Below are 22,485 nucleotides of genomic sequence, written 5' to 3'. Positions count from 1 at the left end.
TAAACATTGTGTAGTATACCCAATCATCAGTTGATTATTCAAAAACTACATCTTCGTAAAGTGCTGCCATTGTTTCCTCAAAATCTACGCTGTTGAGTCGAAATGATTGATGTTCTGCTGTGTAGGATTGCAAAAGCCACAGCCCCTGCTCATTGCGTCGAAAACACTCGACTCGCTGACGTTTAGTATTAATTAATATATACTCTTGCAGACTTTCCAGTGTTTGATAATCAGCGAATTTGTCGCCCCGGTCAAATGCTTCTGTAGAATTAGATAAAACTTCGACAATTAAACAGGGAAATCTTTTATAACCTGGCGTTTCTCGATCTCGTTCATCGCAAGTAATCATCACATCGGGATAATAAAAGCGATTCAGAGATTCAATTCGGGCTTTCATGTCAGCGATGTAAACACGACAACTAGAACCGCGCACATGATTACGGAGGAGAGCGGCAAGGTTAAGAGCGATGGTAACATGTGCTTCAAGCGCTCCAGCCATTGCGTAGATGTAACCATCTATATATTCATGCTTGATATTGCTCTGTTCCTCCATTTGAAGGTACTCTTGGGCGGTGAGGTAGTTTTGTTGGGGTGAGGCTATCATGTTGAAACTTCAAAGTTTTAGTGATACTGATTTCTAGAGTAGCGTTTGCGATCGCTTGTAGATTTCGGCGTTGCTTAATCACGGGATGAGTTTGTTTAATGCGGAATAGTTTTTCAATGCTTTCAACTGCCAATTTATCCCGCAAATAATTCGATTATCTCTGTACGTTGTTTTTGGTTTAAAATTCCTTTGCTTCCTTTCTGTTAAGGCTAATGAGCATTTTTTCAAAAACTCTTAACACCGGTTCCTCTCCGTTATCTCTAGTGAAAATAGTATAATTTGGGTGAGAATTGATTTCAATTAACCAATATTGGTCATCTCGATCTAATACAATATCTAAACCACCATAATCAATGTCTAATTCTTCAAAAACTGGTCTAGCAAAATTAGCAATCTCAGACAATATTTGTGGATCGCTGATATACTTGGCCTTCGCACCATCCCAGTGTAAAGGACTGAGATTACCGACAAATTTCGCATCAGTTATATCTTTTTCATAGAGCAGAACCAACTCTTTATTTAAGAAAATGGCTCTATATTCAGATTTTATGTTAATGAACTCTTGAGCGATCGCAACGTAATCATACTTTTTATTATTGATATTAAAAATCTCTTTTAAAGCAGTTTCAACTTCATCCGTATTCTGACATAAAAAAACGTTATGTCCACTTGAACCAGAATTACGTTTAATAATTACGGGTGTTTCAAAGTTTTCTTTTATTTCTAATATAATATCTTCAAAACTTGGAAACTTTAAGTAAATTTTATATTGCAGGTCACAAAAAGGGGAAAGAAAACCTACTGTCCGAGGAAGTTTAACTTTGTTCTTTAAAGTATGGTAAGTATATTCCTTGTCTTTGATAATTTGCGCTACTGCTTGATTTATTATCGGAGTACTATAATTACAAAAATAATGTTGTTTATTATTCAGTTTTATTTTTACTAAGTTTTCAGCCGGATGAATAATTTCATAGTTGATGTTTAAGTTTTCACAAGCTTTGAGTAATAGCGAAAGGTTATCTAACATAAATACTTTAAGTTAAAAGTCCCAATTAGATGTTGATATTAATTATTGCAGAACACAAACTTTACTTTAAATAATCCGAATAATTACGAATTACGTTAGCGTAGCGGTAGCGAGTATTCAAGCGTCACTACGAATTACGCTAGCGTAGCCCATTACGAAGTTCTTTGCCGTTTAAAAATCACCATTTGAGTACCAACAACTGGGTTCCGCGCTATCAGCTTATCTTGAGAGTCGATAATTTCTAAATGGGTAAAATCAAGTTCTTGAGAGCGTTGTAATATCTCCGCAGCTAAGTTGTCTTGCTGAGATTCTTTGAGAGTGTACCAATCGTTACTAATTTTTACAGTCAAGTTACTCGTGCGGAAGTTGGCTTGAATTGACTTTATCAGACCAGAGGCAATGCGATCGCTAGTTTCAGCTACCTGATTCTCAATAGCCGCAATCAAGGCTTGTTCTGGTGTCAATTCTATGACTGGTGTTGGTATTGGCGTGGGAATTGGTTCTATTTCCGGTTTGATTTCCGGTTCTGGCGGCGGCGTAATTTCCTCTGGTGGCTGTGGCGGCTGCGGTTCTGGTACCACTGACTCTGGTGGAGTAGTTATCGTTGGTTTTGGTGTAGGAACCTCTTCAATCGGTGGAACTGTGGCTACTTCAGTAGGTTTACCAGTTAAGACAGTCGCAGTTGTCCAAACAAAAATTACAGTAATTGCAGTAACAATTCCCGTTAAAGCTGTATCTGATAACTTTGTTGACAAATTTGATGGTAGAAACAAGCGGATTGTCCTTAAAAGTCCACCCCATCGCAACTGAAGCTGCTGCAAAAAACTGGGTGTTTCCTCAGTACCCGGTGGGGGTGCTGTCTCCAGTTTGTCCACTGTTGTTTCTAAAACCCCAATCGTCCCTCGGAGAAGTTGGATAATTTTAGCCTTCCAAATTGGCTGAACTCTCTGGTAAGGTTTTTGGGGAGGTTGAGTTACTGGCTCATCCGTCGGTTTTGACTGATTGTCTTGTGACATGGAACTTTCACCAAAAGCAGCGAATCAAAGACAAACAACGTACATTATTACTGGTGCTGCCTTCTTTTGCCTTAATGTATCACTTCATTGCTCATTGTTTCCGCTAAACTGACTATTTATTAAATTTGGTGACTTATGAAACTCAAACGCCGTCAATTTTTATTTTTAAGTAGTGTCAGCGCCATTGGTACAGGCTTTTTAAGCTGGATGTTTGCTCATCAAAATCATCAAAGTGCTGATATTAGTGATTCAACAACAGCTATAGCCGCGAACCCAGCCAAAAAAGACTTATTATTACGTTTTGTGTCTGTAGCGGATACGGGGACTGGAGCTAAGGGACAGTATGCCGTGGCTAGAGCGATGAATGCATATCACAAACAAAATCCTTATGATTTAGTCGTTTTAGCTGGAGATAACATTTACAATAACGGCGAAATTGAAAAAATTGGCGAAGTTTTTGAGCGTCCTTATCAACCTTTGCTGAAGCAAGGTGTGAAATTTCAGGCTTGTTTAGGTAATCACGATATTCGTACCGCCAATGGCGATCCACAAGTCAAGTATGCTGGCTTTAATATGAAGGGACGTTACTATACATTTCGCCGGGGAACTGTACAATTTTTTGCTTTAGATACTAACGGGAATGCTGATTGGAAAAACCAGCTACCTTGGTTAGAAAAAGAATTAAGTCTTAGTAATGCTCCTTGGAAAGTAGTGTTTGGTCATCATCCGATTTATTCATCGGGTCAGTATGGTAATAATCCAGATTTTATTAAAACTTTTACTCCCCTGTTTAAAAAATACGGCGTTCAACTTTACATCAATGGTCACGAACACAATTATGAACGCACTCGTGCTATTGATGGGACAACTTATTTAATTTGTGGCGCAGGTGCTGGTAATCGTCCTGTAGGGCGTTCTGAGTGGACAGGGTATTCTACCAGTGACTTAAGTTTCGCCTCTTATGAAGTGTATAAAGATAGAATAGAAATAAGTGCGATCGCTACTAATAATCGCGTTTTGGACAAAGGTATTATTCAATTAAAATCAGCGTAATTATTATGAAAATCAAGTGTTTGAAAATGTAATCATTCCGTGGAATCGGTGATTTGACGCTTGAGTTCGATGAAAAGAGTCCAACGGCGCTGATTGGTATTAACGGTGTGGGCAAATCTAGTATTCTTGATTGTCTTGCTATTCTTTTGTCACAGTTGATAAGGAAGATTGCATATGCAGAGTCAATAAAGACAAATATGCTATTTATAAATAATTTATCTTATCGTTCTAGTAATCGTGATGAGTACGAGAAATCTATTCCGGGAAAACCGAATATCGAAGAACGTTCCTTCAGGGAAGACGATATTACAAACGGACACAATGAGACACATAATAGGATTGAAGTTTTTCTGCAATCAACGGAAGTAAGCTGGTTTCTTACAAACTCTAGTAAAGAACGCAGCGAAGATATAAAGAAAGAAAATGAGGGGTTAAACACAGTTGCTCAAGATATTTACCGTCAGTGGAAATCAAACTCTAAGTTTAACTTGCCTTTAGCAGTTTATTACCCAGTGAAACGTTAGGTTCTTGGGATTGACATGGAGATTACAGAAACGCATTCATTGAAACAGATAGATGCTTACGATCAAGCACTAAACGGAGTACAAATTAGTTTCCATAGATTCTTTCAATGGTTTAGATCATTGGAAGATTTAGAAAATGAAGAAAGGCGGGATAATCCTGATTTTAAAACCCAGCAGCTAGAAGTAGTAAGACAATCTATTTACTCATTAATTCCAGGGTTTTCTAACTTACGGGTACGGCGTTCACCCCTGCGAATGACTGTGCGAAAACAAGGTGAAGAACTTACAGTTAATCAGCTATCTGATGGCGAGAAATGCTTGCTGGCAATGGTGGGAGATTTAGCAAGACGATTAGCGATCGCTAACCCAGGTTTAACAGAACCACTCGAAGGTGAGGGTGTTGTTTTAATTGATGAAATTGAACTCCATCTACATCCAAAATGGCAACGGGAAATTATTCCAGCTTTGACAAGAACATTCCCCAATTGTCAATTTATTGTCACCACTCATTCGCCTCAAGTAATTAGCCAAGTCAAGCCGGAAGGAATTTATATTCTAGAAAAAACAGACGAAGGTGTTGTTGCTAAAAGACCAGAAAGTTCCTTTGGGAGAGATAGTAATCGTATCTTAGAAGACCTCATGGGTGTTCCAGCACGCCCACAAGAAATTAAAGATCGTTTACATGAGTTATTTAGACTAATTGATGAAGGAAATCTTGATGGTGCTAGGCAGTTATCTCAAGAAATTGCTGACATTATTGGACAAGATGAACCAGAATTAGTAAAAGCAAGTGTATCTATTCGACGCAAAGAGATTTTGAAGCGGTGAAATATATCAAAAAAAATGAGGAGCCAGAAAGTTTTACCGTTTGGAAAAATCTAGCAAATGAGGATTGGCAACCAAGTTGGGACGACTTAAGGAAACCACAAAAAATCGATGTACATGATTCCTTGTTGCAAGAGCAAGGTTTTATATGTTGCTATTGTGGAAGGCATATTACCAAGGATATTAGCCATATTGAACATCTAAAGCCTAGAAAAACTCATCAGAACTTAGCACTGGAATAGACAAATCTGTTAGCTTCATGCCAAAGAGAAAGAGAACGTAAAGAACCTCTGCACTGTGGAAGTAAGAAAGATGAATGGTATGACGAAAATCTTATGGTTTCGCCTCTAGATATAAACTGTGCTGAGTTCTTTAGATATACAGAAGATGGACAAATTCTCTCAACACAAGTTATAGAAAAAAATCTGCGGCTGACACAACAATTGATAAGCTCGATCTGAATATTGATAAGCTAAAAAAAATGCGTAGTGATGCCATAGAAGGTATCTTGGAAGGTTTTGAAGAACTTACAGAGAATGAGCAAGAAAAATTACTCCAAGCTTTCTCTCAACCAGATGACAATGGGCAAAATCAAGAGTTTTGTGCTGCTATTGCGTATATCCTTAAGAATTATTTTTGAGTTAGTCAAGTAAGTGCGATCGCTGCACCATACTTTAGTATAATTTTTATGAAAAATTCTATGATTCTTGAGGCAGTGATGCTTCCTGTTAAACCTGGTCTAGAATCCGATTTTGAAGCTGCTTTCAAAAAAGCTTCTAAAATTATTTCCTCAATGGATGGATATTTATCCCATGAATTGCATAGATGTATAGAAGTCCAAAATAAATATTTATTACTTGTCAGATGGGAAAGTTTAGAATCTCATACTGTAAGATTTAGAAGTTCTGCTGAGTATCAAGAGTGGAAAAAACTTTTGCATCATTTTTATGAGCCATTTCCTACTGTTGAACATTTTGAAGAAATTGAAATATGAAAACAAGATCCCCGACTTTTTGGAAAAGTTGGGAATCTGTGGCTTTGTTTTCAAACTTTTTGCAACTGTGCTACTCTTGGGTCAACAATTTTTTGTCCCAAGCTGGCAAATTTAATTGCTACAGACATTTTATTACCTGTTCCAAAGACATGAGTAATTTCACCAAGACCAAAAGTTTTGTGTAATACTCTATCGCCTACTTGCCAATTCTGTGATGTGTCTTGCTTCCCGTTAGGAGTAGAGGCACTTTTGGTATAACTTTGACGACTCGCGCGTTTGGTAGATAATAATTCTTCTGGTAATTCGTCGAGAAATTGCGATCGCATCGCAGGTTCACGAGAACCATACAAACGCCGTTCACGCGCATGTGATAAAAATAACCTTTCTTGGGCGCGAGTAATTCCCACATAACACAGGCGGCGTTCTTCTTCCAAAGATGCGGGATCGCCCAGCGAACGGTAGCCAGGAAATAGCCCTTGTTCTAATCCCACTAAAAATACTACGGGAAATTCTAAACCTTTGGAAGCGTGCAAAGTCATCAAAGAAACTGCTGTCTGCCCTTCTTTTAAATTATCTAAATCGGAACTGAGGGCAGCACTACTCAGAAAATCTCGTAGTGAAACCTCTTCGTTTTCTTCTTGAAATTGCAGTGCGGCGTTGTAAAGTTCTTGAACGTTTTGTACCCGATCTGTGGCTTCATCTGTGCCTTGACTCATCAAGTCTTGAACGTAACCAGAATCTTCTAGTATTCCTTGCAAAACCTCTGTCACGGGAAGCGTACCAATCTGTGCTTGCCAACGGCTAATCATTGCGGCAAAGTTATTTACAGCTTTTGTCGCCCGTCCAGCTAATGTATTAACTGATGTTTCGTCGCTGAGTATTTCCCATAGGGTTGTCCCTAATTGTTGAGAGGCATTCATTAAAGCATCAATAGTGGTTTTGCCAATTCCCCGGCGGGGAGTATTAATAACTCGTAATAAACTGACTGTATCAGATGGGTTAGCGATCGCTCTTAAATATGCAATGACATCTTTGATTTCTTTGCGATCGTAAAACCTCATTCCCCCCACAACTGTGTAAGGAATTTGATATTTCACCAACAATTCTTCAAATGGCCGAGATTGGGCGTTTGTCCGATAAAGTATGGCAAAACTACCCCAGTCTAACTCTGGATTTTGGTTTTTTAAAGTGTTAATCTGATCGATCACAAATGCCGCTTCTGCAAGTTCTTCATCGGCTTTGTGACAAGTAATCTGCTCGCCCGGGCCCCGCGTTGGTTTCAGGATTTTATCAATCCGTTGGGTGTTATTTTCAATTAGTTCATTAGCCGCTTGCAAAATATTTTCACAAGAACGATAGTTTTCTTCCAGCTTAACCATCGTCCGAGTGTCATCATCTACCAAACCATCACCAAAGTCTTCTTGAAATCCCAGCAAGATGGTGAAATCTGCCATCCGAAAGCTGTAAATTGACTGATCTGCATCACCGACAACGAAAACTGAGCGATTTTGCCATTCCCATTCGCTCTTTTTAGTTTCGCCATTAGTCACCAATAGGTGGATCAGTTGATATTGAGTCCGATTAGTATCTTGATATTCATCTACAAGAATATGACAAAATTTGCGATGCCAATAACCCAATACTTGCTCGTTTTGCTGAAATAATCTAGTTGGCACAAGAATTAGATCGTCAAAATCGAGAGCGTTATTTTCTGCTAACTTATCTTGATATAAATTGTAAACTTGGGCAATCACCCGTCCGCGATAATTGGGCTGATCTTGCTCAAATTCTTGGGGTGATAAACCTTGGTTTTTAGCGTTACTAATAGCGTAGCGGACAGAACGAGCGTCAAACTTCTTATCGTCTAAATTTAATTGTTTATTGACGATTTCTTTAATCAGAGTCATCACATCTGATTCATCAAAGATAGAGAAATTGCGATTCCAACGTCGTCCTTTTTCGTCTACATATTTTTCAATATCAAAGCGGAGAATGCGAGAAAATAGACTGTGGAAAGTGCCACACCACAAATTTTTGATCGTGTCCTTGTAAACTTGCGATCGCAGTAGTGTTTGTTGGTATTCTGTCAACAAATCAAAACGTTGACCGTGTTGTTTCATGGCCAGTTGTTCCGCAAACAGCCGTTGAACCCGTTCTTTCATTTCCCGCGCGGCTTTGTTGGTAAAAGTAACCGCCAGGATGTTTTCTGGATCGACACGGTGTTTGAGAATCAGATTCGCAATGCGATAAGTCAGCGCTCGTGTTTTACCGGAACCTGCGCCAGCAACAACTAGCAACGGGCCGCAGTAGTGTTCGACGGCTTGACGTTGACTAGGGTTAAGGTGACTGAGAAAGTCGATGGTTGTTGTCATGGATGTGAAAAAGCGATGTCTACGACGGGCTATGACGCTCGAATACTCGCTATCGGCGTCGCCTGGTGTCACATCAACAGAGAGTCGCTATTGCCCAGGTTACAATATCCTAACGAAACTTGGTCAATAAAGATTGTGTGGCAATATTCTTAACCAGAATGGTACTCTACCATGATTTATGTAGAAGCAAGAAAAAGCTATGTTGTCAGTTAAAGGCACATTCCAAAACGGTGTGGTTCGTCCCAATGAACCAATTGAAGGGCATGAGGGGCAGTCAGTTATAATCGTGTTTGTCGAAGAAAACTAGACATCTCAACCAGCAATCCCAGAAGACTCAGATTGGCATAAGCTGAGGCAGTTGATTAAAAATTGTGCAGTTGATCCAGACATTGGCGACTTGGCGCACCAGCACGATCGTCATCTCTATGGAATGCCAAAGCGAGAATCATAATTTTGACGAAGACGAAAGTTTTTGTAGACACAGCTGCCTGGATTGCCCTTCTTAATGTTAGAGATAATCTTTATCATCAGGCAAATGAGGTAATGGATAGACTTCTGCGCTGAGAAACGCCTTTTTTAATTTTTAGGTAAATAGACCACATTTTAGGGGCAATTCATGAATTGCCCCTAAAATACGTTAATTTTTTCTACGCTAAATAGGTCGATCGCCAGTTCTTCTGACACTTTCTGTCGTAAGATCAGCGACGGGGAATCCAACATAAAAAAATGTTGGTCAAGCCCTCACTTTTTCTGTTCTTAGCCCAACTTAATACCTAAACAATAAGTATTGTCACCAATAGGACGATTCACTCCTTGAGTACCCCAATTGACATGGGGTAGCGATACACAATACATGACGATTCAACACGTTAAATTTTTAAAGATGAAAAATTTCTTTAATTTCAGGTTTAACCAATACAAGGAGAGGTGGATATGGATCTGAGCTTAATTGTATCCAATATTTTGAATCCGCCAATCCTGTTTTTCTTTTTAGGCATGACTGCTGTTTTTGTCAAGTCCGATCTAGAAATTCCTGCACCAATACCCAAACTCTTTTCGTTGTATCTGCTGTTTGCCATTGGTTTTAAAGGAGGTGTAGAACTAATCAAAAGCGGTGTAACTCAGGAAGTAGTTCTAACACTCGCGGCAGCAATGATGATGGCTTGTGTTGTGCCAATTTACACCTTTTTTATCCTGAAGTGGAAATTGGATACTTACGATGCGGCGGCGATCGCCGCAACCTACGGCTCTATCAGTGCCGTCACCTTCATCACAGCTAGCGCTTTTTTAACTGAGCTTGGCATCACTTTTGATGGTTACATGGTGGCAGCCCTTGCCCTGATGGAATCTCCAGCGATTATAGTTGGTCTAATTTTGGTGAATATATTCACCGCCGATGGAAAGCGAGAGTTTTCGTGGCCGGAAGTTTTGCAAGAAGCATTTCTTAATAGTTCAGTTTTTCTATTAGTCGGTAGTCTATTAATAGGTGTTTTGACAGGAGAACGCGGTGGGAAAGTATTAGAACCCTTTACTCAAGGGCTATTTTATGGTGTTCTCACCTTCTTTTTACTTGACATGGGATTGGTCGCTGCGAGAAGAATTAAAGACTTGCAAAAAACCGGAGTTTTCCTGATTTTATTTGCCATACTAATTCCAATACTCAATGCAGGTATTGGGTTAGCGATCGCTAAATTCATTGGTATGCCTCGCGGAGATTCGCTGTTGTTCGCTGTATTGTGTGCCAGCGCTTCTTACATTGCTGTCCCCGCAGCCATGCGGATGACTGTTCCAGAAGCAAATCCCAGCCTGTATGTTTCTACCGCTCTAGCGGTGACATTTCCGTTCAATATTATTGTGGGAATTCCGTTATATCTCTACGGAATTAACCTATTTTGGAGCTAATAATATGCACGTAGTTAAAAAGATAGAAATTATTGCCAACTCCTTTGAGCTTGCCAAAATTTTAGATCGTTTAGACAAGTCGGGTGTACATAACCATGCCGTAATCCGAAATGTTGCTGGCAAAGGATTACGAGGAACGACAGAAGATTTAGACATGACCATGCTTGATAATGTTTACATCCTCGCGTTTTGTATGCCAGAAGAACTCAAGCGTGTTGTAGAAAATATCAAACCACTTCTCAACAAGTTCGGAGGTACTTGCTACGTTTCGGATGTGATGGAAATTCGCTCTGTCAGATGTGTTGCCTCAATGTAAAAAATTATAAATCAGATGAAGCATTTCATGGAACGTCGTGACTTTTTGAAATTGGGAATCACCGGGGCATTTGGAATAGCAGTAACTACCAGCGATTTACTCTGGCAGGTTAAACAGGCCAAAGCTGCCGAAATACCCTCAACTTCCCCTGAATCGCTTACTCCCGATGCCGCATTGCGAAAGCTGATGGAGGGAAATCAGCGATTTATTCAGCATCACCCCCAATACCCCGATCAATCTGCGCTGCGCTTGAAGGAAGTTGCTCAAGCTCAACATCCATTTGCAACTATTCTTAGTTGTGCTGATTCACGAGTCCCCGCAGAAATTGTTTTCGATCAAGGCATCGGAGACATCTTTGATGTTCGGATTGCTGGAAATATTGCCACACATGAAGCGATCGGCAGTATTGAATATGCCGTTGTCTTGTTAGGTTCTCCACTGCTGATGGTGATGGGACATGAGCGTTGTGGGGCTGTAACCGCAGCTGTCCAAAAGGAATCGTTACTTGGTGATATTAGTACTTTTGTGAAGGCAATTAAGCCAGCCCTGAAAAAGGTCAAGGATCAGCCAGGTGACGCAGTTGAAAATGCTGTGGTGGCAAATGTGAAATATCAAATTGAACGGTTGCAGAAATCAAAGCTTTTAACTGAGCAGGTGCGATCGGGCAAGTTAAAAATTGTCGGGGGTCGTTACGATTTAGATACAGGAGAAATAAGTATAATTGCTTAATTTGATATTTGAGTTCTGAGTGAGGAATCTCACCTCTTTAACTTAGAACGGGCTAAACCTTAGCTATCCGCTAACGGAACTGTTCTACCAAATGCCTATTAAACAACTCGTAATGACGCTACGAATTACCTTAGCGTAGCATTAGCAAGTCCGCAAGCGTCATTACGAATTACGAATTATATTTAATCCTGCACAGTCATTGGCAGACGAATAGTGAAAGTAGAGCCAATTCCTGGCTGACTTTTGACAATAATCTCACCACCCATCATCTGGCAAAAGTGGCGGCTAATTGCTAACCCCAGTCCCGTACCTCCATACTTTTTCGTAGTCGAAGTATCCCCTTGTGTAAAAGGTTGAAATAATTGCTGCTGTTGATGATTAGACATACCTATACCTGTGTCGGTAACGGTAAAAGTAATCATCCCCAAAGGAGCATCCAGTCGGACTTCATCCTTTTCTCTATTGACTGTCAGCATCACCTTGCCGTTTGTAGTGAACTTACTGGCGTTGCTCAACAAGTTTAACAACACTTGGCGCATCCTAGTTTGATCGGCATACATGGTGCCAAGTTGCTCATCAAAATGCACTTCTAAAACATTGGCATTTTTTTCTATAGCTGGTTTGACTGTGAGGACTACGTTATGAATCAGATTTGCAATCTCGAATGTCTCTGGATAGAGCGTCATTTTCCCGGCTTCAATTTTTGACAAGTCGAGAATTTCGTTAATCAAGTGTAGTAAATGCTTACCAGCAGCGTTAATTGTTTCTAAGTCTGTGATAAAGTCTGCCGATAAACCAAGATCGGTAGCGTCGTCTTCTAGTAGTTGGCTTAAGCCAATGACAGCATTTAACGGTGTGCGTAATTCGTGGCTGACATTGGCCAAAAATACGCTTTTTGCCTTGCTAGCAGCTTCAGCTAGTTCTTTAGCTTGTTGTAGTTCTTTGGTTCGCTCAGATACTCGCTCAATTAGACGATTTAGAGATTTGGCGAGTAGGCCAATTTCATCTTCAGTGGTGACGGGCGCTCGCAAATCAAAATTATGTTTCCTTGCAACTTGTTCAGCTACTTGGGTGACAATGATAACTGGTTCAGCGATCGCTCGACTGGTACGCCAAGCTACAATGGCTGCGATCGCCACCGAAACCAGCATACTCAAAATCACGATGAACCGCTCAACTACTTTTGCCTCCTCAACTGCTTTTTGCCTTTCTTGCTCTTGAATTTCGGCAGTTTGCAGGATATTAGTCAAGCTTTCAGAAAGCTGGTCTAGCCGCATGGCTGTTTCACCACGCATAATTATCAATAACTGCGATCGGGCAGAAGAAATCTGCTGAGACTGCACTTTTTGAGAGTCAATTTTCTTTAAAACGACATCAATTTGGTCAACGTAGGCTTTTAAATTATTCTTGTAATCCAGTAATAGCGTCTGTAAAGTCGAACTTGTTGCTGCTAGTCTTTTAGGTTTACTGTCGATAAATCCAGAAATTTTTGACTCTAATTGTTGGGCTTTTTCGACATTCTTCAGAAAATCGGCTTTTTTGCTTTGTAGTTGTTGTGAATTTTCTAGTACAGCAACTAGATTAGAGCTATGTAATTGTGCCCCGACTACTGCATCTTTATAATTACTCAGTAGTTGTCCTTGTTCGTAAGCTTGATTGAATTGCCTCACTTCCCTTCCCCGGTAGTAGTTGGCAATCACTAACCCAGTTAGTGAACCAAAAAAGCCAATTCCAATAGCTACAAAGTACCCATAACCAATTTTTTGATGGATACGCCAAGAACTGGCTTTTAGCTTCCCTCGTGAGGGAAATTCTATAGTCGGTAGTTCGTCTGTCGATGGCTCTTCGGCTGACACTTTTTTGCTTTCTGAACTGCTGTCGATAGGGGTTGGCTTTTGAGTTGGCATTTCCCAAACCTCCTTGCCTTCCCGCAAAAATTACCAAATCAGTTTAATTGGTGATTAACATTTACATTATCTTTCTTTTGAGCAATAGAAAATTATTGCTTATTAGATAATTAGCATAACCTCATATACTATGAGTTGTTTTGATAGCATTAGTGCTAAGTATAATTACTGTCTGCAAGCAGAATTCACTTGTTTCAGAAGCAACGAATAATTTCCTACACTAAAGACTTGCCTCAGACTGTCTTCTATTTACCACAATACTTTTCTTGATATCCAGTTGATAGCAATGAGTTTTTGCCATCAGCTACGCCACTAGTCTACCTTACTGCTTCCTAATAAAATTAATACAATCAGGAAAAAAACAAAAGGTTTGATAATGGGGCATGGGGCATTGGTTATTTCTCCCTCATCTCCAATCCCCAGGTACGCATATCACAAAATAGGTTGAAAGTCTAGTCTATGTGAACACACAAAAATTTTTATTACGGATTAATATCAATACGAATGCGTTAATTGACGAACCCGGCTTAAGATAGCTTTAATATTGGCTAAAATCGGCTTTTAGGCTTATATAAATGAGAGGTGGGCTGATTTTTGCCTGATTTGTACTGAGATTTAGTACGATTATGAGTAAATGACACGGAATGGGATAATCACAACCAGAGGATTCCAGTTGATTCAGAAAAGAACTCAGAAGTCCGATTATAATACATCCTGCTGCCTTCTGAATTCTATTCTCCTACTGATTGTCTACCTTGTAGTTGATGCAGTAGATATTAGGCGGCAATTATAGTTATAGGACACTAAAACCCTTTTGTGCCCTTTACCCAATTGTACTGATGCACTTGTGCATTACCTAATCAACAGCCTTTTGGTTGTAATTATCCAGATTAGAAAAACTCAACTGTCAAATTAATGGGAGTGAAAATGCCAGAACCAGAATTTACCGAAACCGCATCCAAAGATACTACAGTGGCAGAGATCAACACCCAAACGGGAACCATCACCAAACTTCAGCCTCCCGCACAGTCTCAAGATGAATGGCTAAAATACGGGGAGCAAATTTCTACCTTTTTAGCAACATTGCCAGACTATCTCGGAAGCTTCTTTAATCAATATAAGCAACCCCTGGTAACAGTTGGTTTAATTGTGGGATCAATTGTTGGAGTTAAAGTACTCTTGGCAATATTAGATGCTTTGAATGATATTCCCTTAGTAGCGCCTACTTTTGAGTTGATTGGTATTGGTTACTCTGCCTGGTTTGTTTACCGCTATTTACTCAAAGCCTCAACCAGGAAAGAGTTAACTAGTGAAATCACCACTCTTAAATCACAAGTGGTTGGTAAACAAATTCCAGAAGCTTAATATCTAATTATCGCTTCTCTATGAGACATACTCCTGTGTAAGAGTACGCTCTAATTCCAAATCATAGAAGGATGAACGCCGGAAATCGGCGTTCATCTTTCTGTTAAAATTCCGTACAAAGTTGATTAACAATTCGTAATTCGCAATTTATGGATGGGGATTTTAGCCTGACCCATAACGCTACTATCCCTAGAGGTAGCTTACTGTGATTCTTAGGGACTTCCAAAAAATAAAATATACAGTAGGGTGTGTTAGGCGAAAGCCGTAACGCACCGAGATATCTGGCGGTGCGTTACGCTGTCGCTAACGCACCCTACAAAATTGGATATTTTTTTAATTGGAAGTCCCTTAGTTGAATTACGAATTACGTTAGCGACACGAGAAAGAGAGTCCGCATACTCCTATAAAGAAGCAAGCTAGCAAGAGCATCTCGTAGAGAGCGTCATTACGAATTACGAATTATCATTGAGGCGAGCTTCCTGGAGATAATTTAACCTTTGGAGTGGGCGAAATTTCTGGAGACGCGCTGGGTGATGCCTGCGGGGGGCTACCCCTACGCACTATACTTGGAGATGAAATTGCCTCTAGTTTGCCCCGTTTTACTAAAGCTTGATGAATCATCGCGGCTACTTCAGCCCGACTAGCTACTTTGTTGGGAGCAAGAATTTGTGGATTTGGATAGTTAACTACCAAACCATTGGTTGTAGCAGCAGCTATTTTGCCAATAGCATAAGGTGGAATATCTTTAGCATCTTTATAGACACTTAAAACCTGATTTGGGGAAGTGGGTGCTTTCAAATTTAACCCACTAACAAGGGCAACCAAAACTTGCACTCGTGAAATATTTTCTTGTGGTTTGAAGGTTTTTTTCGGGTAGCCTGTAAGAAATCCGCCACTGATGGCTCGGTCAATTGCTTGAGTTGCCCAGAATTTTGTTGGTACATCTTGAAATGCGATCGCAGTCTTAGACGGTTCTTGGTCAAAAGCTTTTTGCACTATAGCAGCAAATTCGGCACGGTTTACAGGCTGATTTGGTCTAAAAGAATAATCAGGAAACCCCTTGAGAATACTACGAGAAGAAAGAACGTCTATAAAACGCCGACCCCAAAAGTTAGTCGGCACATCGTTAAATGCAATTGGCGGTGGAATAATAGATTTTTGTTTTGCCGGAGTTACTAAAGGCAATGCTGATGATTTAATTGATGACTCAAGTCCTGCTGAAGGGGATACAGGTGCCTGTATTTGTGGGGGTTGAGTTGGGATTACCAGAATAGATGGTAACACTGCGCGGTCAGGAGTGGCGCTGTTAGTTGGGAATGAAGGTGTAGTGGGTTGAACAACAGCCTCCGGTGGAGAATATGGCAAAATGTTGTTGGGGACTACATTTGGTTTTACCTTGGTAGCAGGAGAAGGCAATAGTTGATTTGGTTGAACGCTAGGCGACGGAGTGGAAGAAGCCGACAGCAGCCCGTTGAAGTTCCAGCTAGAATCTCTACGGGACAATGACCAAAAAAGAATCGCTCCGATGGTGGTGAAGGCAACCAGAATGGCTATAAACTCATCAAAGCCAAGAGTAGTTCTTTGGGATGACTCCGGTTCGGAAGGAGGTCTATTTGTCATCGTGATTACCCTGATAGCTGTAAAATTTGTATCTAAACAAATTAAGCCATAGATGACTCTTTTACACCAGCCCTTTTTAATTCGTAATTCGTAGTCAGATATCAGATTTCTGGTTCAATGCCGAGCGATCGCAGTTGGGCAGTTAGCCCGCATTTCTCACAAGCTTGAGGGAAGGGGCAGAGGAGCAGAGGAGCAGAGGGGCAGAGGGGAAAGAACTTGGTATTTGAACTCTCCTCTGCTCCTCTGCTCCCCTGCTCCCCTGCACAAGCACAGGCTTTGAGAGATGTGGTGAGAAATCCGGGTTAGGCGATCGGCTCTTTGGCGTTCCTGTTTTGCCTTTTGGGATTCCTGTTCGGCTCTTTCATCGCCACTCAACAACAAATTACCTTGTAAATCCCACCAACGCAGCCAGAGTAATTCCACATTCTGATAAACTCCCTGCCATAGACCTAATTCAACACCCAAAGGAACGATGGGATAATGTCCTCGTTCATTTGCTGGTAAACGATTTTCACCCTGACAGACCACTAGTTTTATTAGATACTTAAACCGAAACCAGATTTCCAGGGTGGCAGAATGTAAAATATTAACTTATTGTTTACCCAATTCTTTGTAAAAATCAGGGTGTCTAGTGTCAGAAGAATTCAGTAGCCAAATCTCACCGCCATTTTTGTCTCTTGGTAGCGATCGCGAACTCGATTTAGATTCAACCCTCCAAGAACTACCAATGTATAACTTCCCAGTGGAAATTAATCACACTGGGATGGAAGTGGCTAGTTTTTTAGAAAAATACCCCCTACTACCAGGAATAATTTTGGTAGAACAGGGAAAGTTCATTGGGATGATTTCGCGGCGGCGACTGCTGGAATTTTTGATTCGCCCATTCGGACAAGAGTTATTTGTCCAGCAACCATTAGGCGTTCTCTACAGCTATGCGCGGATACCGATGTTGCTGCTTGCTGACACAACAGCGATTTCAACTGCGATGCAACTTAGTTTAAAGCGATCGCCTGAATTATTAGCCGAACCAATTGTAGTAGAAACAGAATCTGGTGCTTATAGATTGTTAGATGTCCAAGAATTGAATATTATTTCTTGGCAAATTCGAGGAATGGACAATTTGGTGCGGTATGAACGCAGCCAAGCCCAAATGATTCAAAATGATAAAATGGCAAATTTGGGACGTTTGGTAGACGGCGTAGCGCACGAAATTTTAGACCCAGTGGGTTTTATTTGGGGTAACATAACTTATGTTTCAAACTACAGTCAAGATTTACTCAAGCTAATAGCAGCTTATGAAAAAGAGTTCCCATCAACTTCTCAGGTAATTAATCAGGTTAAAGAAGAGATTGAATTTGATTTTTTAGAACAAGATTTGTCGCGATCGCTTGCTAGTATCCGCACTGGAGCAGAAAGATTAAAAAAGCTTGTCACTAGTTTACAAAACTTCTGTCATATCGATGAGCTTTATCCTAAACCAGTAGATTTACACGCTTGTATAGATAGTATTATTTTATTAATTAATAGTCGTCTTCAAGGAGAAATTGAGATTGTCAAATACTATGGTCAATTGCCTCCAATGTATTGCTTTATGGGGCAGTTAAACCAGGTTTTAATGAATATTTTCAGTGAAGTTGTAGATACTTTACTCAATGAAGCAGTGCGACAGCAGTTGCATATAGAAGATACAAAAACTGTTCAAAAACCTCGAATTGAGATTACTACAGAAGTTATTTCACAAGAAGCAAGCAACCCAAATGCACCAGATTCTCGTTGGGTCTTAATTCGCATTGCTGACAATGGCCCTGGAATGTCTCAAGAATTGCAACAGCAAATTATGGAGTCTTTTTCTCTGGAAACAAAGAATAGTAAAAATACTAGTTTAGCAGTAAGTTATCGAATTATCACCGTGAAACATGGTGGTAAATTAAATTTCCATTCACAGATTGGTATAGGGACAAAATTTGAAATTTTATTACCTTTGCTGTAGCAGTATGTATTTATTAAAATAACTCACATATTAATAATTTTTTCCTATAACCGATTGCTTAAACACTGATTTAAAAATCAGCATGAAATCGTGTTTAAATTATTATTTTATAAGTTTAAGAGACAAACACTTAAATAGTATTTAAGGTTTCCCACTCATCCAAATAAACTTTAAATTCTCTATTAACTTCTTCCATAAGCAACTTTTCTGTTTCAAAATAGCCAATTTCAGTAATTTCTCCAGCGTGTGATACATCGAAACGGTAAAAGCCAGAATCAGTTGTATATTGCACAATTCTAATTTCTTTAGGTGGATCTAGGTCTTTTTCTATCCCATCTATACATATACGTCGATATATAGCTCCGGTAGATTTATGGTTTTGATTTAAGAAAACACGATACTTGAGTACAGGAAACCGTTGCTTAAATAATTCAAGGAGTTCAAAGAATACATCACATGCTTTTGCTTCGTCTCCAACTTCTCGGAGAATGATATTTTTCCATCCTGCTGTTGATTCGTACCATTTATAATATCGAGCTACCCAGTCGTGGAACTGACTAAAGGGAGGATTCTCTTCTTCAATTAAGATCCCATTTTCCTCCATAGCAAAAAAATAGCCACCAATAAAGCCACTTAATGCAGTTAAGGAACGCTGTCCTAAAAACATTTGTGGTCTTGGTCTCATCATTTCTAAAATCTCATAAAGATTTTTCATTTATACTGCCATTTAGAAAACAATATACTTTATTTAGTGATATTTTACCCTGCAATATACCCCCAGCCCCACCCTTAAAAAAGCAGGGCTGTTTCATTCCCTCACCTGAGTTCTTTATTATTAAAATACCGTTTTTAGCAAACTTTCGCCACGTTGATAAATTTCACGTGCGTAATCAGTCCAAGCACCTTGTCCCCAATAACGAAAACAACTGGTTTGCAGCAAAAGGTTATGTAGAAGAACGTTACGGTAGTGAGATTGTCTCGTAACAGGTTCTGCTGAATCAATTTGCTGTAATGGCTCAAATTTTTTATGGAATAAACTGCTTAATTGATACATGGGAGATAATACATTTTCATATCCTTTTACCCAACTGATATGATTTGTCCATGAGGCTCCATCCAGATGAAAATTAGAGTTTGTTTGCTTTAATTCTTGAATCGCATTCTCTACAGCTTCCGGTTGGCAATTGTCTGCTGAAACTCGCTCCCAAATCTGATGTTGTCCCACTGGCTGACAAGCTGGATAGTCTTCAGGTTTGCATCCATCAGCTTCTATTAATTCTAAATATTCTGTACCGCACATCCCAACTACACCTGATTTTCCTCCGCCGTTATTAACCATATCCCACCAAGCTTGTTTAAAAGCGCTAGGAAATTCATTCATCATCACGCCACCATTTTCACCATCGCCAATTTGGCTAACGATTGGTGGCACAAAGACACTCCCAATTTGTTGTTTGGATAAGGTTTTCGCTTCATAATAAGGCTGCATTTGTGCAACTAATTTAGTATCCGAACCTTGGGTTTTAATTAAAGCTGTGATACTAATTGTTTCGCCTTGAGAATTACGGGCAATTAGACGATGTGGTAAATGTTTGTGGGTAAGAGATTGACCATTAATTGTTTCTACAGAATGTTCTTGAACGAGTAACCAACGATATCCACATTCTTTCAGCGCTTTCACAAATTCAAAGAGAGCATCAGGGTGATTTGGTAGGTGCATTTCTGGGGGCGAAAATCCTTTGACTCGCGCTAGTGCTTCCCAGCCAAAAATTGCCGCAAAGTGATGTTGCCATGCAATGATATGCAATTTAATATCTGCTATGGGTGTGGAAGGAATAACTGCATGGCCCCACATTGTACCTAGCCACTCTACATAAGGTTGGTAGGTGCGATCGCAAGTAATCCGTTTGAGACTATCGAGAACATCACCGCGGCCCATTTGCCGCAGTCCCCATAAAAGATTACCTGAGTAATCCAACATCACACGGGGATTGCAACCTTGATTTACAAGTTCGGGGATCAAGTCTCCCATCCGGCTGTAACAATATGCAAACGGATCTGCATTATGGTTATCCCCCTCGTTGGGATGTTCAAACATATATTGCAGATTGCTGATGAGTGTGCCGCCATTCCCAGCAGGTATAGTTGGCTGGTGCATGTGTAAGGCGATCGCAAATACAGCATTTACATCTTCTAAGCGGATATTCGTTGTTGGTAAAAATACTGCTCGATCGTGGTTAACTACAGAGAGAACCTCTGTTTCCCAACCAGAAATATTCGGTAAGCCATCAATGATTTCGGGCAAAGGAGTCAGGGTTGTGGGGAAGGAAAGCATTTCTGATTGCTCCGAAACAAGGTATGTTTAATTATGCGATCGCACAGCAATTTCTGATCTGCAACTTTATGTATTGATGCAAACTGCGCGATCGCTCTTGCCCGGATTTCTCACCACACCTCTCAAAGCCCGTGCTTGTGCAGGGGAGCAGGGGAGCAGGGGAGCAGGGGAGAGAACAAAAATACCAAGTTCTTTCCCCTCTGCCCCTCTGCCCCTCTGCTCTATCAAACGCCTGAAGCTTGTGAGAAATGCGGGTCTTGGCGTTTTCCCTTCTCTACGAGACGCTACGCGAAGGGATAAGTTTTTGAATAAGCCGTTGTCTGCTTGGTGCTGGCGGTGTTGCTATTCGCAAAATTAGCTCTAATAACCAAGGGGCGAGACGTTGACACAACACTGCTAAATGACTTTGCCATCCGACTAAAATTTCTGGCGAATCATTTTGCATCCCAGTGACGAGTGCTTTAGCCACTTGCTGGGGAGTCATGGGGATCGCCCAGCGAAATAATTTTAAGTCGCGCACCATGTCTGTGTCTGTGAGGGAAGGCAGTAATGCAATGACTCGGATATTGTGTTCAGCTAGTTCCTGGCGCAAAGCTTGGGTAAATCCTAAGATGGCAAACTTGGTTGCTGAGTAAGTCGCCATCGTTGGTGCTGCAACTTTCCCCATCAGGCTCGATACATTGACAATTGTCCCTTGTCTTTGGCTGGCCATGCGTCGAGCGATCAGACTAGTGAGGTTGTACATTCCTAACAAGTTCACAGAGATTTCTTCTTGAACTTGGGGCATTTTAGATTGCAAAAATGAGCTTTGGTATGCGACTCCTGCACAATTAACTAGCAGGTGAATCTGTCCGTAATTGCGCCACAGTTGGGCAACAGCGATATTCACTTCTATTGTCTGCGTCAAATCTAAGGCTACGATCGCAGTTTCTGTACCCATAGCCTCGATTTCGTTGGCTACCTCCAATAACTTGCGGCGATCGCGTGCTATTAATATCAGTCGCTTGATGCCTTGTTGCGCTAGTTCTAGGGCGATCGCTCGTCCAATCCCACGCGAAGCCCCTGTAATTAGGGCAACTTTACCTTGAATCTTCATTGGTTTTATTCTCCAAAATCTAAGCCTTACTAACCTCTTCGTTATTGCCGATACACACAATCGAGAGCTACTCGCTTGTCGGCACAAAGTAAGACAAATAATCAATTGCAATTAAAATCAAACTGAAACTAATAGCAACGAGATATATTCTTGGTTAATCTGCAATCCCTCATAATTGTCTATACGAGGCAGAATTTTCTCGTTTTTAACCCGTCAAAGCCTAACACACTTGGCTGAATCGGTATAGCTCATAGATTTTATTTCTCCTAGGTCAGAGCGTTCATCAGCATCGTTGTCATACACACGTTAGCAATTAAATCAAGGTAATGCAATATTCTTTAATAAGAATTTCTTAATACTTCTTAACGACAAGCATATATATATAAAAGATTTTATTAAATAAGTTTTTATAAATCCCTCAGTACAAATATCTCACTTTCCTGACAAATAGCCATGTTTTGGGCAATTGTTATATCTAATTCATCTATTAGGAACAAAAAAGACATATAGCCTTTTAGTTTATGGTTGCAATAGCTAGAGTTACTAAATAACTGACAGATTTCTATCAGCATATTTACTGATTGATTTAAAATAGAGGTTTCTGACCTCTTATTTTTTTAAATAATAAAAGAGGGCTATCGGATCATCTTTAATGCAAATTACAACAACGTTTTATCTGCTTAAACTTTAGTGTAAATAGTAATTTGTTTGGGTTTAGCTTTGAGTTTATCAAAGGAATGTTTGAGACTTATCCATCGCAAAATTAAATCATTCCTAAATAGCAAGATCCCCAACTTCTCTAAGAAGTTG

21 protein-coding genes and 1 pseudogene are annotated in these 22,485 nt (G+C 40.2%); 11 read left to right on the top strand and 11 right to left on the bottom strand.

Going from position 1 to position 22,485, the window contains the following annotated elements; translation table 11 throughout:
* Nucleotides 1-34: 34 nt before the first annotated feature.
* From CDG79_RS14365 to CDG79_RS14355, 4 genes are all read right to left on the bottom strand, one after another.
* The gene (locus tag CDG79_RS14365) at nt 35-604 is read right to left on the bottom strand and encodes a Uma2 family endonuclease (RefSeq protein ID WP_094342718.1); all 570 of its coding nucleotides are present in this window, start codon (nt 602-604) and stop codon (nt 35-37) included.
* The gene (locus tag CDG79_RS41030) at nt 525-737 is read right to left on the bottom strand and encodes a hypothetical protein (RefSeq protein ID WP_143855480.1); all 213 of its coding nucleotides are present in this window, start codon (nt 735-737) and stop codon (nt 525-527) included. Before CDG79_RS41030 ends, CDG79_RS14365 begins: the two co-directional genes overlap by 80 nt.
* 45 nt (nt 738-782) lie before the next feature.
* Complete coding sequence (locus tag CDG79_RS14360) at nt 783-1,631, bottom strand: ATP-grasp domain-containing protein (RefSeq protein WP_094342717.1); 849 nt, start codon at nt 1,629-1,631, stop codon at nt 783-785.
* A 152-nt stretch (nt 1,632-1,783) separates the two neighbouring features.
* Nucleotides 1,784-2,647 carry a hypothetical protein gene (locus tag CDG79_RS14355; RefSeq protein ID WP_094342716.1) on the bottom strand — a complete coding sequence of 288 codons (864 nt, stop codon included), beginning with the start codon at nt 2,645-2,647 and terminating at the stop codon, nt 1,784-1,786.
* Between the two features lie 135 nt (nt 2,648-2,782).
* Between CDG79_RS14355 and CDG79_RS14350 the strand changes: the two genes are divergently transcribed.
* From CDG79_RS14350 to CDG79_RS14335, 6 genes are all read left to right on the top strand, one after another.
* Entirely contained in the window at nt 2,783-3,700 is a 918-nt protein-coding gene (locus tag CDG79_RS14350; RefSeq protein WP_094342715.1) for a metallophosphoesterase family protein, read from the top strand.
* A 53-nt stretch (nt 3,701-3,753) separates the two neighbouring features.
* Nucleotides 3,754-4,224 carry an AAA family ATPase gene (locus CDG79_RS45175; protein WP_442946207.1) on the top strand — a complete coding sequence of 157 codons (471 nt, stop codon included), beginning with the start codon at nt 3,754-3,756 and terminating at the stop codon, nt 4,222-4,224.
* Nucleotides 4,225-4,239: 15 nt separating this feature from the next.
* Entirely contained in the window at nt 4,240-5,052 is an 813-nt protein-coding gene (locus CDG79_RS45170; protein WP_317616588.1) for an AAA family ATPase, read from the top strand.
* Nucleotides 5,049-5,291, top strand: coding sequence for a retron system putative HNH endonuclease (locus tag CDG79_RS43750; protein WP_223278149.1), 243 nt, complete (start codon nt 5,049-5,051; stop codon nt 5,289-5,291). The genes CDG79_RS45170 and CDG79_RS43750 overlap by 4 nt, the downstream gene beginning before the upstream one ends.
* A 239-nt stretch (nt 5,292-5,530) precedes the next feature.
* Nucleotides 5,531-5,689: a hypothetical protein gene (locus CDG79_RS43745; RefSeq protein WP_223278148.1), complete on the top strand. Its 159-nt coding sequence runs from the start codon at nt 5,531-5,533 to the stop codon at nt 5,687-5,689.
* 60 nt (nt 5,690-5,749) lie between these two features.
* On the top strand, nt 5,750-6,043 hold the full coding sequence (locus tag CDG79_RS14335; RefSeq protein ID WP_094342714.1) for an antibiotic biosynthesis monooxygenase family protein: 294 nt from the start codon (nt 5,750-5,752) through the stop codon (nt 6,041-6,043).
* A 50-nt stretch (nt 6,044-6,093) separates the two neighbouring features.
* Here the strand turns inward: CDG79_RS14335 and pcrA are convergent, their stop codons facing one another.
* Entirely contained in the window at nt 6,094-8,415 is a 2,322-nt protein-coding gene (pcrA, locus tag CDG79_RS14330; RefSeq protein ID WP_094342713.1) for a DNA helicase PcrA, read from the bottom strand.
* 933 nt (nt 8,416-9,348) lie between these two features.
* Between pcrA and CDG79_RS14320 the strand changes: the two genes are divergently transcribed.
* Genes CDG79_RS14320 through CDG79_RS14310 form a run of 3 tightly spaced genes read left to right on the top strand, consistent with a single transcriptional unit; the run spans nt 9,349 to nt 11,362 of the window.
* Nucleotides 9,349-10,317, top strand: a complete 969-nt coding sequence (locus CDG79_RS14320; protein ID WP_094342712.1) for a sodium-dependent bicarbonate transport family permease — start codon at nt 9,349-9,351, stop codon at nt 10,315-10,317.
* 4 nt (nt 10,318-10,321) lie between these two features.
* Nucleotides 10,322-10,633: a P-II family nitrogen regulator gene (locus tag CDG79_RS14315; RefSeq protein WP_094330208.1), complete on the top strand. Its 312-nt coding sequence runs from the start codon at nt 10,322-10,324 to the stop codon at nt 10,631-10,633.
* A gap of 27 nt (nt 10,634-10,660) precedes the next feature.
* Complete coding sequence (locus tag CDG79_RS14310; RefSeq protein ID WP_094342711.1) at nt 10,661-11,362, top strand: carbonic anhydrase; 702 nt, start codon at nt 10,661-10,663, stop codon at nt 11,360-11,362.
* A gap of 182 nt (nt 11,363-11,544) precedes the next feature.
* Here the strand turns inward: CDG79_RS14310 and CDG79_RS14305 are convergent, their stop codons facing one another.
* Entirely contained in the window at nt 11,545-13,269 is a 1,725-nt protein-coding gene (locus CDG79_RS14305) for a sensor histidine kinase (RefSeq protein ID WP_094342710.1), read from the bottom strand.
* Between the two features lie 927 nt (nt 13,270-14,196).
* On the opposite strand from CDG79_RS14305, the gene CDG79_RS14300 reads away from it, so the two are divergent.
* On the top strand, nt 14,197-14,634 hold the full coding sequence (locus tag CDG79_RS14300) for a CAAD domain-containing protein (protein WP_094342728.1): 438 nt from the start codon (nt 14,197-14,199) through the stop codon (nt 14,632-14,634).
* A gap of 462 nt (nt 14,635-15,096) precedes the next feature.
* On the opposite strand, the gene CDG79_RS14295 is transcribed toward CDG79_RS14300, so the two are convergent.
* A complete protein-coding gene (locus CDG79_RS14295) occupies nt 15,097-16,254 on the bottom strand; it encodes an S-layer homology domain-containing protein (protein WP_094342709.1) in 1,158 nt (385 codons plus the stop codon).
* Between the two features lie 303 nt (nt 16,255-16,557).
* Nucleotides 16,558-16,758, bottom strand: a pseudogene (locus CDG79_RS14290) (Uma2 family endonuclease); the annotation flags it as partial.
* 127 nt (nt 16,759-16,885) lie between these two features.
* On the opposite strand from CDG79_RS14290, the gene CDG79_RS14285 reads away from it, so the two are divergent.
* Entirely contained in the window at nt 16,886-18,244 is a 1,359-nt protein-coding gene (locus CDG79_RS14285; RefSeq protein WP_094342708.1) for a sensor histidine kinase, read from the top strand.
* Between the two features lie 130 nt (nt 18,245-18,374).
* Here CDG79_RS14285 and CDG79_RS14280 read toward each other — a convergent pair whose 3' ends face one another.
* From CDG79_RS14280 to CDG79_RS14270, 3 genes are all read right to left on the bottom strand, one after another.
* The gene (locus CDG79_RS14280; protein ID WP_094342707.1) at nt 18,375-18,959 is read right to left on the bottom strand and encodes a hypothetical protein; all 585 of its coding nucleotides are present in this window, start codon (nt 18,957-18,959) and stop codon (nt 18,375-18,377) included.
* A 120-nt stretch (nt 18,960-19,079) separates the two neighbouring features.
* Nucleotides 19,080-20,579 carry a glycosyl hydrolase family 57 gene (locus CDG79_RS14275; protein WP_094342706.1) on the bottom strand — a complete coding sequence of 500 codons (1,500 nt, stop codon included), beginning with the start codon at nt 20,577-20,579 and terminating at the stop codon, nt 19,080-19,082.
* A gap of 274 nt (nt 20,580-20,853) precedes the next feature.
* Nucleotides 20,854-21,675, bottom strand: a complete 822-nt coding sequence (locus CDG79_RS14270) for an SDR family NAD(P)-dependent oxidoreductase (RefSeq protein WP_094342705.1) — start codon at nt 21,673-21,675, stop codon at nt 20,854-20,856.
* Nucleotides 21,676-22,485: the final 810 nt, after the last annotated feature.

Origin of the sequence: Nostoc sp. 'Peltigera membranacea cyanobiont' 232, assembly GCF_002245985.1 — a bacterium.
GTDB lineage: Bacteria > Cyanobacteriota > Cyanobacteriia > Cyanobacteriales > Nostocaceae > Nostoc.
The sequence above is the reverse complement of the archived record's forward strand: the minus strand, read 5'-3'. Positions and strand labels throughout refer to the sequence as shown.

Bases quoted from the DNA above. Each gene is read 5' to 3' on its own strand.
- CDG79_RS43745 (WP_223278148.1), top strand. From the start codon at position 5,531: ATGCGTAGTGATGCCATAGAAGGTATCTTGGAAGGTTTTGAAGAACTT.
- CDG79_RS14360 (WP_094342717.1), bottom strand. From the start codon at position 1,631: ATGTTAGATAACCTTTCGCTATTACTCAAAGCTTGTGAAAACTTAAAC.
- CDG79_RS14295 (WP_094342709.1), bottom strand. From the start codon at position 16,254: ATGACAAATAGACCTCCTTCCGAACCGGAGTCATCCCAAAGAACTACT.
- CDG79_RS14365 (WP_094342718.1), bottom strand. From the start codon at position 604: ATGATAGCCTCACCCCAACAAAACTACCTCACCGCCCAAGAGTACCTT.
- CDG79_RS14300 (WP_094342728.1), top strand. From the start codon at position 14,197: ATGCCAGAACCAGAATTTACCGAAACCGCATCCAAAGATACTACAGTG.
- CDG79_RS14270 (WP_094342705.1), bottom strand. From the start codon at position 21,675: ATGAAGATTCAAGGTAAAGTTGCCCTAATTACAGGGGCTTCGCGTGGG.
- CDG79_RS14275 (WP_094342706.1), bottom strand. From the start codon at position 20,579: ATGCTTTCCTTCCCCACAACCCTGACTCCTTTGCCCGAAATCATTGAT.
- CDG79_RS14310 (WP_094342711.1), top strand. From the start codon at position 10,661: ATGGAACGTCGTGACTTTTTGAAATTGGGAATCACCGGGGCATTTGGA.
- CDG79_RS45170 (WP_317616588.1), top strand. From the start codon at position 4,240: ATGGAGATTACAGAAACGCATTCATTGAAACAGATAGATGCTTACGAT.
- CDG79_RS14350 (WP_094342715.1), top strand. From the start codon at position 2,783: ATGAAACTCAAACGCCGTCAATTTTTATTTTTAAGTAGTGTCAGCGCC.
- pcrA (WP_094342713.1), bottom strand. From the start codon at position 8,415: ATGACAACAACCATCGACTTTCTCAGTCACCTTAACCCTAGTCAACGT.
- CDG79_RS14280 (WP_094342707.1), bottom strand. From the start codon at position 18,959: ATGAAAAATCTTTATGAGATTTTAGAAATGATGAGACCAAGACCACAA.
- CDG79_RS14320 (WP_094342712.1), top strand. From the start codon at position 9,349: ATGGATCTGAGCTTAATTGTATCCAATATTTTGAATCCGCCAATCCTG.
- CDG79_RS14355 (WP_094342716.1), bottom strand. From the start codon at position 2,647: ATGTCACAAGACAATCAGTCAAAACCGACGGATGAGCCAGTAACTCAA.
- CDG79_RS14305 (WP_094342710.1), bottom strand. From the start codon at position 13,269: ATGCCAACTCAAAAGCCAACCCCTATCGACAGCAGTTCAGAAAGCAAA.
- CDG79_RS14335 (WP_094342714.1), top strand. From the start codon at position 5,750: ATGATTCTTGAGGCAGTGATGCTTCCTGTTAAACCTGGTCTAGAATCC.
- CDG79_RS14315 (WP_094330208.1), top strand. From the start codon at position 10,322: ATGCACGTAGTTAAAAAGATAGAAATTATTGCCAACTCCTTTGAGCTT.